Genomic DNA, 16,815 nt, shown 5'->3' on the forward strand with positions numbered 1-16,815 from the left:
TTGGATTAGTTAAATAAATTAAGTCCAGCTGCTGTAAGAATAGCCATTACAAAAGTCATAATTCCTACCTGCTTTAAATATTGATCTAATTCCTTCGGCTCTTTTACAGATAATATCTTTCTTCTTAGTTTTGATAGTGGAAATAACAGAATCATTACAATGAAAACGTAATAATTTTGCTGCTGCATAAATCCGTTCATTCCTAAAAATACAAGAATAAGTAGTAAAGGAAGTTGCAAAAGAACCATTTCGTAAATCATTGCATTTTTGAATCCGATTCTCAATGCAAAGCTGTTTTTCCCTGATAATCTATCACTTTCAATATCTCTCATATTGTTCAGGTTAAGAACAGCCATACTCATCATTCCAACAGCTGTTCCGGGTAATAATATATCCCAGCTGAAAGTTTTTGTAAATAAGAAATAACTTCCACATACGGAAACCAATCCAAAGAAGATAAACACGAAGATATCTCCCAATCCCATGTATCCGTAAGGTTTCTTCCCTACTGTATATCCAATTGCTGCAAGAATACATGCTACTCCCAGTCCTATGAAGATATAAAATTCATTCATATAGTTCGGAATGAAGGCTACGTATAGCAAAGCTATGGTAGCCATGAAAGATAATGCTGCGAAAAGGATTACCGCATTCTTCATTTGTTTTGCAGTAATTTTCCCTGATGCTACAGCTCTTGCTTCTGCTTCATTGATTCTTTTGGCGTCGGTTCCTTTTACTCCATCACCATAATCATTGGCATAATTTGATAAAATCTGGTATAAAAGGGTAACCAAAAGAGCAAGCGCAAGGATTTTCCAGTCCCAGATTCCTCCTTCTCCGTAAAGTCTCCATTTCGCAATGAAAGCCCCCATAATAATCCCGCTTAGGGAAAGCGGTAAAGTTCTTAGCCTTGCGGCTTTTATCCAATCCGTCATAAATTTATAAGTAATAGGCAATGGATAATAAGTAATGAAAAATATTGCACATTACTTATTACTCATCACTCATGTTATGATATCCATTGATCTTCTCCGAAGTTGGGTTTTCTTTTTTCAAGAAATGCATTTCTTCCTTCCTGAGCTTCTTCTGTCATATATGCAAGACGGGTTGCTTCACCAGCGAAAACCTGTTGTCCTACCATCCCATCGTCTGTAAGGTTCATGGCAAATTTCAGCATTCTGATAGAAGTTGGAGATTTAGCCAATATTTCCTGAGCCCATTCATAAGCAGTATCTTCTAATTCAGCATGAGGAACTACTTTGTTGACCATTCCCATCTCGAAAGCTTCCTGAGCAGAATAATTTCTTCCTAAAAAGAAAATTTCACGGGCTTTTTTCTGTCCTACCATTTTAGCAAGGTAAGCGGAACCGTAACCACCATCAAAACTAGTAACATCAGCATCTGTCTGCTTGAAAATAGCATGTTCTTCACTTGCTAAAGTAAGGTCACATACTACGTGAAGTGAGTGTCCTCCACCAACTGCCCATCCCGGAACCACTGCGATTACCACTTTCGGCATGAAACGGATCAGACGTTGAACCTCAAGAATATTCAAACGGTGTCTTCCATCTTCTCCTACGTATCCCTGGTGTCCTCTGGCCTTTTGATCACCTCCACTACAAAATGCCCAGCCACCGTCTTTAGGGCTAGGTCCTTCTCCTGAAAGTAATACAACTCCTATTGAAGGATCTTCATAGGCATCATAAAAAGCATCGTATAATTCTGAAGTTGTTTTAGGTCTGAAAGCATTACGCACCTCAGGTCTGTTGAAAGCAATTCTTGCTACTCCGTTAGATTTTTTATAGGTAATATCTTCGTATTCCTTGGCGGTTTTCCACTCGATCATCTTAAAAAAATTTTTCTCAAAGATACGGAATTACAGAGAAATTCTCAGGTTGAAATTTAAGGTTCATCTCTATAAAAAACATAAATTTTGAATGCATGAATTCGGCATGAAGAATTTTCAATAGAAACGGCATAGCAGAGTTAAATAAATTAAACCTAACAGGTTTTAAAAACCTGTTAGGTTTATAAATCATAACAGATCTAAAAACTCCTGCATGAAACATAGAATCCGGATAAGAAGCTCAGCAAACACTTTCCGTTTACAATAAAAAAACCGGAACATTTCTATTCCGGTTTTCATATGTGTTATTATAAAAAATGATTATTTTGCTCCAGCAGCTGTAAGTTCAGCTTCTTTAGCTTTCATTTCTTTAACTTTTTCAATATTTTTAGTTACTACATAAATTTCTTTTAGTGCAGAAACCGCGTCAATACTTTTTGGATTTGCCTTATACCATCCTTCAGCATATGGCAATGCTTTTCCAAATCTTTCTCTTCTAGCATCGATCAATTTAGAAGCTTCGTCTGGTTTATCTTTTCTTAATGCATTAATCTCCCCTACAACTTTAGCATCGTCTCCAATAGTAGTATAAACAAGATTTTGGTATGCATCAGAGAAATCAGGTTTCAGCTCAATAGCTTTTTTAAATGATTCTATAGCATCATTAACAGTCGCAGGGGTTTTAGCCTGCATTACTCCAAGGTTATACCAGTTTGTAGGATCATTTGGATTTTTAGCCAATTGCTCTTTTAATCCTGAAACAAATTTATCTGTGTTTCCAGACTGAAGATATGCTGTAGTCTGAGCTTCTTTAAGCTTGGCATTATTGGGAAATTTCGCTAATCCTTTTTCAATAACAGCAAGAGCCTCAGGGCTTTTAGCATTAAGAAGTAAAGATGCAAGAGTTTCATATAAATCCGGCTCTATACTTTTTGTCTGCTCTGTTTTGAAATCAGAATAGTCTGCGTTTTTCTTCATCAGCTCCCAAGTAGATTTATCAAGGTTTACAACTTGTCCTGTTTTCTTTTCTTTTGCAGTATATGTAGTTTCTACACCTGTAAATCCTGAATTCACAAGATCTGTATATATTTTGATAGACTGATCACTGTTATTAGCTAACGCGTGGCTAAGTCCTGCATAATACATATATATTTTATTGTCCTGACCGCTGGATTTTAATAAGTCATAAACTTCAATAAACTTAGGTGCTGCTGCTGCATAATTTTTTGAGTTATATGCATCCATAGCAACTTTGTTAGCTTCCTGAAGCTGAGCATTTAAAGCAGCTGCATCTTTTTTCTGACCAAAAGCAAAAGTAGATGCCACGATAGCCATTCCTAAAATTAGTTTCTTCATAATAACTATTTTATATTTATATTGTACAATTTATTCTTCAGAATCAGAATTCTCATTTTCCTCTGCTGAGTTTTCATTTTCAGCCTGAGGTGTTACATTGTCATTTTCCTGGTTATCAAATAGCGATCCTACAACTCCTTCTTCTGTTTCTTCAAGTTCTTCAGAATCTTCTTCTACATCTTTATCCATTTCTACTTTTGCAATGGCTGCAATTTCGTCATTTTTCTTAAGGTTGATCAGTTTCACTCCCTGAGTATTTCTACCCATCACTCTCATTTCATCCATTCCCATTCTGATCGCAACACCGGATTTGTTGATAATCATCAATCCGTCTTCGTCTGTTACATTTTGAATAGCGATAAGATTTCCTGTTTTTTCAGTAATGTTAAGGGTAATAACTCCTTTTCCTCCTCTGTTGGTAATTCGGTAGTCTTCTACTGCAGTTCTCTTTCCGTATCCTTTTTCAGATACTACAAGTACTGTTTCGTTCTCTACATCGTTCACAACAATCATACCAATAGCTTCGTCACCTTCTTCAAGCAAGATCCCTCTTACCCCGATAGATCCTCTTCCTACTTCTCTTACTTTCTCTTCAGGGAAACGGATACATTTACCATTTTTAGTAGCAATCATAATCTGAGATTCTCCGTTGGTAAGGTAAGCACCTAATAACTGGTCATTATCTCTAATTTCGATAGCATTTACCCCGTTTACTCTTGGTCTTGAATACGCTTCCAATGATGTTTTCTTGATTGTACCGTTTTTGGTTACCATCACAACGCTCATTTGATTTACATATTCAGAATCCTTAAGATTGTTCGTTCTGATATAAGCTTTAATCTTATCATCCGGTTCAATGTTGATAAGGTTTTGTACCGCTCTTCCTTTTGCTGTTTTAGAGCCTTCAGGAATTTCAAATACTCTTAACCAATAACATCTTCCTTTTTCTGTAAAGAATAACATGTACTGGTGGTTGGTTGCAGAAACAATATACTCAAGGAAGTCGGAATCCCTTGTTGTTGCTGCTTTGTTTCCTACACCACCTCTACTTTGAATTTTATATTCTGAAAGTGAAGTTCTCTTGATGTATCCTGCATGAGAGATCGTAAGAACTACAGATTCGTTAGGGATGATATCTTCAATAGACATTTCTCCTCCTGAATAATCAATTTCAGTTCTTCTTTCGTCTCCGTATTTTTCTTTGATTTCGATCAATTCTTCTTTGATGATCTGGAATCTTCTCGGCTCGTTGGCTAAGATATCTTCCAAATTTGCAATTTCTTTCATGATCGCATCGTATTCATCACGGATCTTATCAAGCTCCATTCCTGTTAAACGAGCTAATCTAAGATCTAGAATAGCCTGAGCCTGAATGTCTGAAAGTTCAAATGCTTCGATCAAGCCTTCTTTTGCAGCCTGAGGGTTTGCACTGTGACGGATAATAGAAATTGCTCTGTCCAGAGAATCCTGAGTTCCGATCACTTTCATGAATCCTTCAAGAATGTGTGCTCTTTCTTTTGCTTTTTTAAGCTCATACTGAGTTCTTCTTACGATTACCTCATGTCTGTGCTCTACAAAGTGATGAATGATATCTTTAAGGTTCAGCTGCTCCGGTCTTCCGTGTACCAATGCAATATTGTTTACACTGAAAGAAGTCTGAAGTGCCGTATATTTATATAATAAGTTAAGAACTACATTCGGGATTGCGTCATTTTTCAATTCGTAAACCACACGAAGTCCTTTTCTATCCGATTCGTCTCTGATCTCGTGGATACCAGGGATTTTTTCGTCTTTAACAAGCTCTGCTGTTCTGGCGATCATTTCAGCTTTGTTCACCTGATAAGGGATTTCAGTAACGATAATCGCGTTTCTGTTTCCGATTTCATCAAAGTTCACTTTAGCTCTTAAAACTACTCTACCTCTTCCTGTATGGAAAGCATCTCTTACTCCGTCATATCCATAGATGATACCACCTGTAGGGAAATCCGGCGCAATAATGTGCTGCATCAGCTCATCAATCGTAATTTCTTTATTATCGATATAAGCACAGATTGCATCTACGGATTCTGACAGGTTATGAGGTGCCATATTGGTTGCCATACCTACGGCAATACCTGAAGTACCGTTTACCAAAAGATTGGGAACTTTAGTAGGCATTACTGTCGGCTCCTGTAAACTGTCGTCGAAGTTATTCTGGAAATCAACTGTTTCTTTGTCTAGGTCTGAAAGAACCTCATCAGAGATTTTTTTCAATCTTGCCTCGGTATAACGCATTGCTGCAGGCGGGTCACCATCCATAGAACCGAAGTTACCCTGTCCGTCTACCTGAGGATAACGTAAGCTCCAATCCTGTGCCATTCTTACCATAGCATCATATACAGAGGAATCTCCGTGTGGGTGGTATTTACCTAATACATCCCCAACAATTCTCGCAGATTTTAAATATTTTCTGTTAGAAAATACCCCTAATCCATACATACCATAAAGTACTCTTCTATGAACGGGTTTCAAGCCGTCTCTTACATCCGGTAACGCTCTTGAAACGATAACCGACATCGAATAATCGATATAAGACGACTTCATTTCATCAACAATGTTGATAGGAATCAGTCTTTCTCCTTCTTTTTGCATAAACAAATTTTATTGTAATGATATTCAAACTCTTAGCTGTAAGTCTGAAAATTATTTATTTCCAATTTTTATTAACGGGCTAATTTACGAAAAAAATGCCGATTTTTGCTGTAGAATTTATCCAAAAAAATCTTAAAAATTCATAAAAATATGAGCGTATTAAGTATAACTTTCCACTGCACGAAAGATAACCTAGAAGAATGGGAAAATTATATTGATGAAACATTGGTTTTAATGACTGAAAACCTGATGGATGTCAACAAATATATTCTTTCTGAGGTACACAGTGACTTTATCGAGGAAGGAAAAAATTATAATCTCCTGTTAATTTTTGATAATGAAGAATTACGTGAAGATTTCATTAAAAGTGAGCTTTTAAATATTTCTGAAAGAATTGAGAAAAAGTTTGGACAGGAAGTGATGGTTTTTAATACTTTCCTTAATCCGAAAAAATCGAGATTATAATTTATAAAAAAAGCACTGAAAAATTCAGTGCTTTTCTTTTTTATCTGTGATGTCCATGACCGCGACCTTTGTGATGATGACCACGATCGTCATAAATATACACTTTCTTTACCTGGCCGGGTGCATAGTACCTTGCACTTCCGCCATAATACCTTTTGGCATGCCCGGGTGGCATTCTTCTTCCATGATGCTCATGTACCACGCAAGAGGACAGCATTAAAACAACTACTGCTACCCCAGCAATTTTCAACATACTTTTCATTATTTTCACTTTTTCAATTTCGATAGCGAAATATATCAATGTTAATGCCAAAAGAAATTGAAATTAAGCTAATGTATGTTAAAAAAGGCTGTTAATATTTTAATTTCATGAACCTATTAATAGCCACTTCTCTTTTTCACCTGTCCCGGAGCATAATCTTTTGCACTTCCTCCAAACACTTTCTTAGCCTGCCCTGGAGGGATTGTATTTCCTCTGGCTCCATTGTCATGAACTACGCATGATGACAGCATAAACATCACAATAAGGACTCCTGTAACTTTAATCAAATTTTTCATTATTTCTATTTTTTCACTTATTAATATAACAAGGGTAATGCCAAAAGTTCAAAGTTCAAGGTTCAAAGTTCAAGGTTTAAGGTTGGAGCATATAGCCTTTTATGGTCAATGGTCAATTTTGCTTCGCAAGTCAATGGTGAATTTTGTTATGGAGACTAATGTGCTTATCAAACAAATTCATCATTCATCATTTATAATTTATAATTCATCATTTATAATTCTTTAAATGACTTCGCTTCTTTTTTCCATCAGAACAAGGTCTTTCCATTCTCCATTAAGCTTTCCTATTTTTTTACGGACTCCTACCATTCTGAAACCGTTTTTCTGATGAGATTTGATGGCCATTTCATTTTCGGAGAAGATATTAGTCTGTAATGTCCAGAATCCGTGATCCTCGCTATCCAAAATGATCTTTTTAAGCAATACCGAACCCAATCCCTTACCTTGGTATTCGTTATCGAAATAAATGCTTACTTCTGCGACTCCCTTAAAACATTCTCTTTTGCTGACCGGTTTCAGGGCACACCATCCTATTACTTCATTATTTTCATTTTCCAGTACCCAACGGCAGTCATTGAAATATTCCATGCTCCAGGCTTCAGCTGTGGGAACTTCTGTTTCCAATGTGGCAATTCCGCCATCTACTCCCTGACGGAAAATCTCAAGAACGCGGGCTTCATCATTGGGAAGCATTTCTCTTAGTTCGTAATTCATCGTATTTAATGGTATTTTCTTTTAAGTTTTCTTTTAATTCTTGAATAATGCGTCTGTTTACTCTTCTCGTCCTGAGAAACCACGCTTATATTTCCATCCACTTCCAACACAGAAAGCTTTACATTATGGATGTTTTCAATCCCATGTTCTCTGATCGCTTCTTCCAATTCGCTTTCTGTAATCTTTACCCGGTTTAAAGCTGCCTGATCCGCTACTCCATCTCTAATCAAAATAACAGGTTCATCTTCCATAAAAGTCTGAAAGGAACGGCTGGAAAACATAATCCTTTTCAGAATAAAATTAGCAACAAACAAAACTAATGCCGCAATAATCCCGCCCTGAAGAGAGGTATCAGGTCCTACCATTGCATTCTGAACAGCATTTGAAATAAGTAATAATAGTACAACATCCCCTGCATTAAGCTGAGAAAGCTGGTTTTTACCAAATAAACGGATTGCAATCACCATAAAAAGGTAAACGCAAAGGGAACGGACAGCAACGTTAAGAATAGGATCCACAATTTTTTTTATCTACTCAAATGTATCGATTTTTGCGATTCGTAAAAAATATTTTACGGACAGATTTTGGTATACATTTTGAGCTTGGGATTCTGATAAACACCACAAAAAAAATAATATCAAATGAAAAAACTATTTCTCTGTTTAGGAATATTCCTGTTCTTCGTGTCTTGCAAAAAAGACAAACCTCAGCCTGTCATATCTCCAGAGTCAGCCATTACTGAAAAAGTAAATGAATTGTATACTCAGTATGGCAAATCTAATGAAGCAATTTACAACCAGCCGATTCCGGATACTTTGTTTTCTCAGGATTTAAAAAAAGTTTTAGATAATGCTATAAATGCCTCAAAAGCAGATATTGAAAGGGTAAAAAAGAGTGATCATCCTGATGAAAAGCCCTTAATTTTTGAAGGAGCTATTTTCTCCAGCTTGTATGAAGGGTTCACAAGTTACACCATCAAGTCTGTCAAGATACAGGATAAAACCGCTGAAGCACTGGTATCCTTTGAATATGATATGGGTTCATCTAAAGAAACCTGGATGGATACAGTACATCTGCCCCATACAGATAAAGGATGGAGAGTAGATAATGTTACTTTTGATAAGATAGGAAATTCTAAAGATCTTAAAGCAAGATTAACAGAATTTGTTGAAAGTACAAAATAATAGAAAAACCGCTTATAAAAGCGGCTTTATTTTTTTAAGGGCATTGAACGATTGGAATATCACTGCAAATTACTTTATTTGCCCATTCACAAAATGTACAGTATTTTACTGGTGCTCCTCCGTACACTGACTTCAAATCTGATTTTGTCAGCTTTTTAAAATTTTTCATATAGTTTTAATTTTATGGTAGCCCAAAACTAAAACTTTACGGTTTATTGTTTATTACAACTTAATCTGATAAGTTTTCATTATTCACACATGATTGAATAATATGCTATGAATACTATCTGCTGTGGATCTCTACTGTCACAGGCATTACGTAAGTATAAGCAACCATATTATCAGTTAATTTTTTGCGGTCTACTTTATAATCAAGATCACTTAATACCGTTTCAATTTCTTTGCTTACGGTTTTACAGTCTCCACTGGAGTGAACATTTACAATTTTTCCGTTTTTGGCAATATCAAATTTCACCACTGAGTTTACGGTTCCCTGCTTGTAATCAGGGTTGGTAAGGTCAAAATTGGCTTCTAATTTATTTCTGATATCGTTAAACGTTTCACTTCTACTCAGTTGAATTTCCTGAATGGTATTATGATCTGTAGTTTGAGCTTTAGCGGTGTTCAAAACAGTGGCAAATCCGCAAACGAAAAGTGAAGCCATTACTATTTGAATTCTATTTTTCATAACTAACTGGTTTTAAATGTTATACTAACCTATTTTTGTATCTCTTAACCAAAGTTATTAAAAATAATTCATATTAATTTTACATTCAGTTAACATTGGCTTAACATTAAAATTTAATTAATTGATTATCAATGTAATAAATTTTAAAAATAATTGAAAATTTAATATTGGAGGGTTATTTTAAGCATAAAAAAGGCTAAACTATTTAAGTTTAGCCAATAATTATCTCTATTTTTATTCTGAAATCTACTCCAGTTCCCTCTTCAAAAACTTCCCTGTCAAGCTTTTCTTAGACTTCACAATTTCCTCAGGAGTTCCCTGTGCAACGATCTGTCCGCCATACTTTCCTCCTTCCGGTCCTACGTCAATAATATGATCTGCTAATTTGATGACATCCATATTATGTTCGATGATGATGAATGAGTTTCCTAGTTCTACCAATTGATTGATAGCATCCATCAGAATTTTCACGTCTTCAAAATGAAGTCCTGTAGTGGGTTCATCAAGGATATAAAGGGTGTTTCCGGTTTGCCTTTTCGCCAGTTCGGTTGCTAACTTGATACGTTGCGCTTCACCTCCAGAAAGGGTGGTCGATTGCTGTCCAAGCGTAATGTATCCCAAACCTACATCCTGTAATGTTTTCACTTTTGCAAAAATCTTAGGAATCGGCTGGAAGAAATCTACCGCTTCATCGATCGTCATGTCCAATACGTCAGAAATTGATTTTCCTTTGTAACGAACTTCCAGGGTTTCTCTGTTGAAACGTTTCCCGTTACAGGTTTCACAGTGTACGTATACATCCGGAAGGAAATTCATTTCGATCACTTTTAATCCTCCACCCTGACAGGTTTCGCATCTTCCGCCTTTTACGTTGAAAGAGAATCTTCCTGGCTTATACCCACGGATTTTACTTTCCGGCAGTTCTGCAAAAAGGTTTCTGATATCGGTAAACATTCCGGTATAGGTCGCAGGATTCGAACGTGGCGTTCTTCCGATTGGAGTCTGATCTACATCTACAATTTTATCAATATTATCTAACCCTTCAATCTTTTTGTATGGTAACGGTTCCTGAACCGCTCTGTAGAAATGTTTGTTAAGGATCGGATACAATGTTCCGTTAATCAAAGAAGATTTTCCGCTTCCTGAAATTCCGGTTACTACAACCAGTTTTCCAAGAGGAATATCCAGGGTTACGTTTTTAAGATTGTTCCCTGTAGCTCCTTTTAAAACAATATTTTTACCGCTTCCTGCTCTTCTTTCTTCAGGAATTGCAATTTTTCTTTTTCCATTGATGTACTGAGCAGTGATGGTATCTGCTTTCAACAGGTCTTTTGGTTTTCCCTGCCAAAGGATTTCTCCACCGAATTTTCCTGCTCTCGGACCAATATCCAGTACCTCATCGGCTTCAAGAATCATGTCTTTATCATGCTCTACCACCAATACTGAGTTTCCGATGTCTCTCAGGTTTTTCAGAGAATGGATCAGTCTTTCATTATCTCTCTGGTGAAGCCCGATACTTGGCTCATCAAGGATATACAATACATTGACCAGTTGAGAACCGATCTGTGTTGCCAGACGAATTCTCTGTGATTCTCCTCCAGAAAGGGTTTTTGAACTTCTGCTCAGACTTAAATAATCCAACCCTACATCCAGTAAAAACTGAAGTCTGGTTTCAATTTCTTTTAAGATCTCGTGAGCAATGATTTTATTTTTTTCTGAGAATTTATCTTTAACGTCGGCTAACCAGTCTTTTAAATCTGCTAAGCTTAATCCATTAACTTCCGCAATATTTTTTCCATCAATTTTAAAACTTAAACTTGAAGGCTGAAGACGGGTTCCATGACATTCCGGGCAGGTTTCTTCTGTGGTGAAATGTCTTTCCAGTAAAATGGCTTCATAAGATTCTCTTTCATCAATAATTTCTTCCATGAAAGCAATCAAACCATCAAAACCAATTTTTATTTTCTTGGTAATTCCTGCGTATTTCAGGTCTTTATTGAATTCTTTATGACATCCGTTGTAGATATAATCCAGTGCTTCTTCCGGAATATCCTGCAAAGGTGTTGTTAATCCTAATCCGAAGATTTCAAGAATATTTTTTATTTGTGACAGAATCCACTTGTTGGATTTGATATCTTCCAAAGGCAATAATCCTCCCTGATTGATTGACAGTTTAGGATTATCGATGAAATAATCGGTATTGATCTTTTTAATGGTTCCAAGACCTTTACAATTCGGACAGCTTCCTTTTGGAGAGTTGAATGAGAAAGTATTGGGTTCAGGCAGTGCCAAAGAATGTCCGGTTTCAGCATCCATCAGGTTCTTGGAAAAGTATTCGATATCTGTACTTCCCAGTTTCTGAATTCCAATAATGCCTTCTCCCATTTCCATTGCAGTACGCAATGATTTTTCCATTCTGCCTTCCGAAGCATTCTCACCGATAATCCAACGGTCGATAACGATATCGATGTCGTGGGTTTTATAACGGTCAAGTTTTAAATCATATTCAATATCCTGCAGCTCACCATCAATTCTTGCCTGTCCGTAGCCTTTTTTAGCCATCTGAACAAAGAGTTCATGATAATGTCCTTTTCTGGAACGCACCACTGGTGCCAAAAGCATGATTTTTTCTTTTTTATAGTTTTCTTTGATGGTTTCAAGGATCTGATCTTCGGTATAGCTTACCAACTTCTGTCCTGTAGACAAAGAGTAAGCATCCGAAACTCTTGCATACAAAAGACGCAGAAAGTCGTACAGCTCAGTAACCGTTCCTACGGTAGAACGCGGATTTTTATTGGTTGTTTTCTGCTCGATAGCAATAACCGGAGAAAGTCCTTCAATTTTATCTACATCAGGACGCTCCAACCCACCTAAAAACTGACGTGCATAGGCAGAGAATGTTTCGATATAACGACGCTGGCCTTCCGCAAAAATGGTATCAAAAGCCAATGACGATTTTCCACTTCCGGAAAGGCCGGTAATCACGACCAATTCATTACGTGGAATTTTTACATTAATATTTTTAAGATTGTGTTCACGTGCTCCGTAAACTTCTATATATTCTGTTGATTTGCTCATAATTTGGAGTGACTTTGCCTGAAAATCACAACGTGCAAAAATACGAAATTTTATAGACTTTTTTTGAATATAAAAGGGATAAAAGTTTCATAAAAAATTCTTAGGTTTTGTTAACGTATTGAACCCGTTGTTATTGAATTTTTCCGGAATGATTTCTTATTTTTCAGATCATTATGTTTTGGCTGAAGCCAATGGAAAGCTCATTTATTAAAAAACGGGCTCCCTTCGACTATGCTCAGGATAATAGCCCGTTCCTATTGATATCATTCAAAAATGCCGCAATTGATACGGCATTTATATTTTAAACTTATTTATTTTTAAAGAAATTATATATCCTGGAAATCAACATCTTCATTGGTAATTCTTACAATATATTCAATTCCGTCAATGGCTTTGGCAATAATCTGGTTTCTGATGATATTGGCCATATTTTCCCAATAGGCTCTTCCGTAAAAAGAATAGTTTTGGGGAACAATTTCTACCTCAACCGTTCTTACAAATCCTTCTTTTGGTTTGTTGCTGATCATGGTTCCTCTTCTTACTCTTACTTCTCTTACCTCATCTTTCAGAATCATGCGGCAATAATTCTTAACGTCTTCCAAAGAAATGATCTTATCTCTGGTCGTCAGTGCATATTTGTAAGCCTGAATACTATCAGTTCCTTTCTGCTCTTCAGATCCTCCTAATGTTTCTGTAAGCAATACCACAGTCTGAGATTTCAGCTGATTGGAAAGTTCAGTTCCTGGTCGCATATGATTGGCAAGTGTACAGTGTGTTACCCAGAAAGAAGCGTAAGTATGATCTGTTTTTTCTACAGGTTCCATGATTACATAATTCAGTTCCTGTCTGATATTCCTTTTGGCATTGTTTACTTTCTGCACCATGGTTTTCATTTTATCAGACATTTCGCTGAGAACTCCTTTTACATTATCTCTGTTCAAGAGGGAAAATGCTGCAATTTCATCTCTGGTCAATTCCAGTACATTAGCAATCATATCCACAGCGTTTCTGCTGGTGAAACGTTCCATTCCTCCTTTTCTTACAGTATACAATCCTTTTTTAAGATCATCAGCCGGAGTAAAAGGAATTTCGGTATATTTTCTTCCGTCACCATCCTGTACTTCATCTACATAAAGGAAATGCTCTCCTTCGTCTGTTACCAAAGGAATATTATTCCCCATGATATCAAGGCTGTATTCTGTTTTTTTCCAACCTCTGTTATAGATAGGAAAAGCATTCAGGACAAATGAGAAATTATCTAAGATTTCTGCTGAAAATTGTGGTGGAAACTCAAAAGTAAGCCACAGATAACTTTTATTGTCCAGGAATTTAGAAATTTCTTCTTTTCCTGCGAGGAAATCAAGGTTCTGTGGAAGCTGTCCCGGTTCTGAGAACAGACTTTGAGAGATTCCCGTTACTTCAATAAATTTATGGCGATAGATACTTTTAATATCCTCAATCACCTTATTTCTGATGGATTGCTCTTTGAACATCTGCTCATAACCATCATTCTGACTTTCTGTAAGGTAGCTTAATCCTTCTCTTACAAACAGAGGATTTCCATTACTTGTTACAGAGATGTAAGGCAATAATTTGTATACGAAATCAAGGTGTTCAAAAGCCGGATTGGAGCAGAATATGCTCAGATATTTCGGAAAGTTTTCACTTACATATTTGCTTACATCTACTCCGATTGTAATTTTCCTGTAATCTTCAGGTTTTCCCTGAAATCTTGCAATAGGAATTTTATTGAATCTATCATCGATGCTGTAGCAGGTATTTCCTACAAACATGATAGAAGTATGAACTTTATTGATTCTTACATTTCCTACCGGAGTAAAAGGAATGTTCAGCTGCTTGTCTGATTCTGATTTTACAGTGGAAGTCATCTGTTTACGGAAGAAAAATTCCGTGTGTTCCAATAAAATCTCAGAAGACTCATAAGGCTGCGTAAAAGCTACAGAATGAGCCGGAATCGGATGGGTATAGATGGACGGTGTAAGTAATTTTGCCAGTTTTTCCAGTATACGGGCATTTACCGTCTGTATTTCATTATTCGCTTTGAAAACTTCTGTACTGAATGCATCTATCAACAGTTTTACAAAAGGATCTAAAGACTGTGGACTTCTCAATCCCCATACCTTTGTTGCATTCTGCAGCATTCTTGCTTTTACAGATTCTTTGGAATAAATATTCTGATCTAAATTCATAATTTTCTTTCGCTGTTAAAAATATTAATCAATAGACATCGGACTTAGAAACAATTCTGTGGAAAAACTAAAACGTTCTCCTGTTTCTTCCATTTTTGCATTGATGGCAATTCTTACTTTCTTTTTAATTTCGGTGTGTTCTTTAGTATCGTAACTGTGCTCTACGAATTGTATATGAGCATCAATCTGCGGGTTTACGATTCTTGGTTCATATTCCTGAATCTGTCTCCTTAAGCTTTTGATAAAAACGCTTTCCCAGATGGCACTTGTAACTCCATTATCGAATTCAAGGTTCCAAACATCGTTTCCATAGTTTTCATCATATCTGTTCTCCCCTTTTTTGGTGGTGATCAGCAGCATAATATTGTGGGCAATACTTTCTCCCATATCGCAGGTATCGATACTTCCGCCTTCGGTCATTAAAGTAGACGGTACGAAAGGCATTCTGTAATTTGGTGTATCCATAGCTTATTGTTTTTACTTCATGGTCCTGTTTTAAAAACGAAATACCAAATTACACATTTTCGACAAATAATGATTACAATACTTTAAATATTATTCAAAAATAAGGGCCTTCAAACTGAATTGAAAGCCCTTTAATCTGTTATATTTTTATGTTATTTTAAGCATTTGCTTTTTTTCGGTTGATAAAATAGTACACGGGAAGTCCCAGCAATACCAAAACAAAACCAGGCCATGTATACTGCTGTTTGTAAATAAGCAACAGGATACAGAAACAAGTTCCGATTACAAGGTAAATAACAGGTGTTACCGGATAAAGCCATGTCTTATAAGGTCTTTCCAGTTCCGGCTGTTTCATTCTTAAATAAATCACTCCAAAAACCGTAATCATATAAAACAGAACGATCACGAAAGAGATCATATCCAATAAATTTCCGTACTGCCCGCTCAAACACAAAATGGAAGCCCAAACTCCCTGCATCCATAAGGCATTTTCAGGAACTTCATTTTTATTATTTTTTTCTGCGGATTTAAAGAACATTCCGTCTTTTGCCATTGTCTGAAAAACTCTTGCTCCCGCCAGAATCAATCCGTTATTACATCCAAACGTAGAAATCATAACTAATAAAGCAATGATGATAGTTCCTGCACTTCCAAAAATATTCTGGGATGCTGCTACCGCTACTCTATCATTGGCTGCAAATGCAATCCCATCTCTGTCCAGTGCATTTAAGTAGACATAATTTACAGCAATATAAAGGATCATTACAGCAGATGTACCGTAAATCATTGATTTTACAACATTCTTTTTAGGGTTTTCAATTTCTCCGGAAACGAATGTTACACTTTCCCAGGCAACGGAACTGAAAACAGATCCTACCATGGCAGCAGCAATTCCGCCTAAAAGAGTCATTCCTCCGATGGGTTCCCAACCTTCTTTAAGGAAATTACCACTCAAATCTTTTTTAAGATTATTGAAAGAATCTGTTCCCCAGCTGAAATTTTCTGCTAAATGAGAAAGGTCTACCAGTATAAAACCGGCAGCAATTAAACCTAACAATGCAATAATTTTGGAACCGGTAAAGATATTCTGAAGAATTTTTCCACTCTCTACTCCTCTGGTATTGATGTACGTAAGCAAAAGAATTACAGCAATTGCCAGAATCTGTATCCATGTAATTTTAAATTCACCACTCTGGAAAATAGGGGCAGCATCGTTTAATGAAGGAATCAAATACGCTGTAAATTTACCAAAAGCCATTGCTACGGCTGCAATTGTTCCGGTTTGTATTACGGTAAACAATCCCCATCCGTAAAGGAATCCCATTCTTTTACCAAAGATTTCTTTCAGATAAGTATATTGCCCTCCGGCCTTCGGAAACAGTGCAGACAGCTCTCCATAGCTTATGGCGGCTGCTACGGTCATCACTCCTGTAATTACCCATACGATAATCAGCCAAAAACCTGATCCCAGGTTTCGCATCATATCAGCGCTTACAATAAAGATCCCGCTTCCGATCATAGATCCCATCACCAGCATGATGGCATCCCATAGTTTCAGTTTTTTTTGCATAGTCAAGTATAGGGGTCAAATATAATCAAATCTGTCTTTGATTTTCAAAT

General features: G+C 36.5%; 15 protein-coding genes. 2 read left to right on the forward strand and 13 right to left on the reverse strand.

From position 1 onward, the window contains the following. Window positions 1-5 precede the first annotated feature (5 nt). From menA to gyrA, 4 genes are all read right to left on the reverse strand, one after another. Window positions 6-935 (reverse strand): 1,4-dihydroxy-2-naphthoate octaprenyltransferase, encoded by a 930-nt coding sequence (gene menA / locus NK356_RS13955; RefSeq protein ID WP_253317259.1) that lies wholly within the window; start codon window positions 933-935, stop codon window positions 6-8. A 74-nt stretch (window positions 936-1,009) separates the two neighbouring features. After that, on the reverse strand, window positions 1,010-1,846 hold the full coding sequence (locus tag NK356_RS13960; protein ID WP_034697698.1) for a 1,4-dihydroxy-2-naphthoyl-CoA synthase: 837 nt from the start codon (window positions 1,844-1,846) through the stop codon (window positions 1,010-1,012). Between the two features lie 321 nt (window positions 1,847-2,167). Further along, window positions 2,168-3,202 carry a M48 family metallopeptidase gene (locus tag NK356_RS13965; protein WP_253317260.1) on the reverse strand — a complete coding sequence of 345 codons (1,035 nt, stop codon included), beginning with the start codon at window positions 3,200-3,202 and terminating at the stop codon, window positions 2,168-2,170. A gap of 30 nt (window positions 3,203-3,232) precedes the next feature. After that, window positions 3,233-5,833: a DNA gyrase subunit A gene (gyrA, locus tag NK356_RS13970; protein WP_034697691.1), complete on the reverse strand. Its 2,601-nt coding sequence runs from the start codon at window positions 5,831-5,833 to the stop codon at window positions 3,233-3,235. A gap of 150 nt (window positions 5,834-5,983) precedes the next feature. On the opposite strand from gyrA, the gene NK356_RS13975 reads away from it, so the two are divergent. After that, window positions 5,984-6,298 carry a DUF4286 family protein gene (locus NK356_RS13975; protein ID WP_034697690.1) on the forward strand — a complete coding sequence of 105 codons (315 nt, stop codon included), beginning with the start codon at window positions 5,984-5,986 and terminating at the stop codon, window positions 6,296-6,298. Window positions 6,299-6,338: 40 nt separating this feature from the next. Here the strand turns inward: NK356_RS13975 and NK356_RS13980 are convergent, their stop codons facing one another. The 4 genes from NK356_RS13980 to NK356_RS13995 form a co-directional block, all read right to left on the reverse strand. Next, on the reverse strand, window positions 6,339-6,599 hold the full coding sequence (locus NK356_RS13980; RefSeq protein ID WP_081906509.1) for a hypothetical protein: 261 nt from the start codon (window positions 6,597-6,599) through the stop codon (window positions 6,339-6,341). 77 nt (window positions 6,600-6,676) lie between these two features. Further along, window positions 6,677-6,856 carry a hypothetical protein gene (locus NK356_RS13985; protein WP_051934501.1) on the reverse strand — a complete coding sequence of 60 codons (180 nt, stop codon included), beginning with the start codon at window positions 6,854-6,856 and terminating at the stop codon, window positions 6,677-6,679. Window positions 6,857-7,078: 222 nt separating this feature from the next. Then, window positions 7,079-7,570, reverse strand: coding sequence for a GNAT family N-acetyltransferase (locus NK356_RS13990; protein WP_034697685.1), 492 nt, complete (start codon window positions 7,568-7,570; stop codon window positions 7,079-7,081). Between the two features lie 5 nt (window positions 7,571-7,575). After that, window positions 7,576-8,088 carry a DUF421 domain-containing protein gene (locus NK356_RS13995; RefSeq protein WP_034697682.1) on the reverse strand — a complete coding sequence of 171 codons (513 nt, stop codon included), beginning with the start codon at window positions 8,086-8,088 and terminating at the stop codon, window positions 7,576-7,578. 123 nt (window positions 8,089-8,211) lie between these two features. On the opposite strand from NK356_RS13995, the gene NK356_RS14000 reads away from it, so the two are divergent. After that, entirely contained in the window at window positions 8,212-8,754 is a 543-nt protein-coding gene (locus NK356_RS14000; protein WP_253317261.1) for a hypothetical protein, read from the forward strand. Window positions 8,755-9,037: 283 nt separating this feature from the next. On the opposite strand, the gene NK356_RS14005 is transcribed toward NK356_RS14000, so the two are convergent. The 5 genes from NK356_RS14005 to NK356_RS14025 all read right to left on the reverse strand — a co-directional run bounded on the left by NK356_RS14005 (window position 9,038) and on the right by NK356_RS14025 (window position 16,765). Further along, a complete protein-coding gene (locus tag NK356_RS14005) occupies window positions 9,038-9,442 on the reverse strand; it encodes a hypothetical protein (protein WP_034697677.1) in 405 nt (134 codons plus the stop codon). Window positions 9,443-9,688: 246 nt separating this feature from the next. Continuing rightward, window positions 9,689-12,520 (reverse strand): excinuclease ABC subunit UvrA, encoded by a 2,832-nt coding sequence (uvrA, locus tag NK356_RS14010; RefSeq protein WP_034697674.1) that lies wholly within the window; start codon window positions 12,518-12,520, stop codon window positions 9,689-9,691. A 326-nt stretch (window positions 12,521-12,846) separates the two neighbouring features. Further along, window positions 12,847-14,730: a type VI secretion system baseplate subunit TssF gene (locus NK356_RS14015; RefSeq protein ID WP_253317262.1), complete on the reverse strand. Its 1,884-nt coding sequence runs from the start codon at window positions 14,728-14,730 to the stop codon at window positions 12,847-12,849. Window positions 14,731-14,754: 24 nt separating this feature from the next. After that, window positions 14,755-15,195, reverse strand: coding sequence for a GPW/gp25 family protein (locus NK356_RS14020; protein ID WP_002979175.1), 441 nt, complete (start codon window positions 15,193-15,195; stop codon window positions 14,755-14,757). Between the two features lie 157 nt (window positions 15,196-15,352). Further along, the gene (locus NK356_RS14025) at window positions 15,353-16,765 is read right to left on the reverse strand and encodes an APC family permease (protein WP_034697668.1); all 1,413 of its coding nucleotides are present in this window, start codon (window positions 16,763-16,765) and stop codon (window positions 15,353-15,355) included. Window positions 16,766-16,815 lie beyond the last annotated feature (50 nt).

It is taken from the genome of Chryseobacterium sp. S0630, assembly GCF_024158915.1.
GTDB lineage: Bacteria > Bacteroidota > Bacteroidia > Flavobacteriales > Weeksellaceae > Chryseobacterium.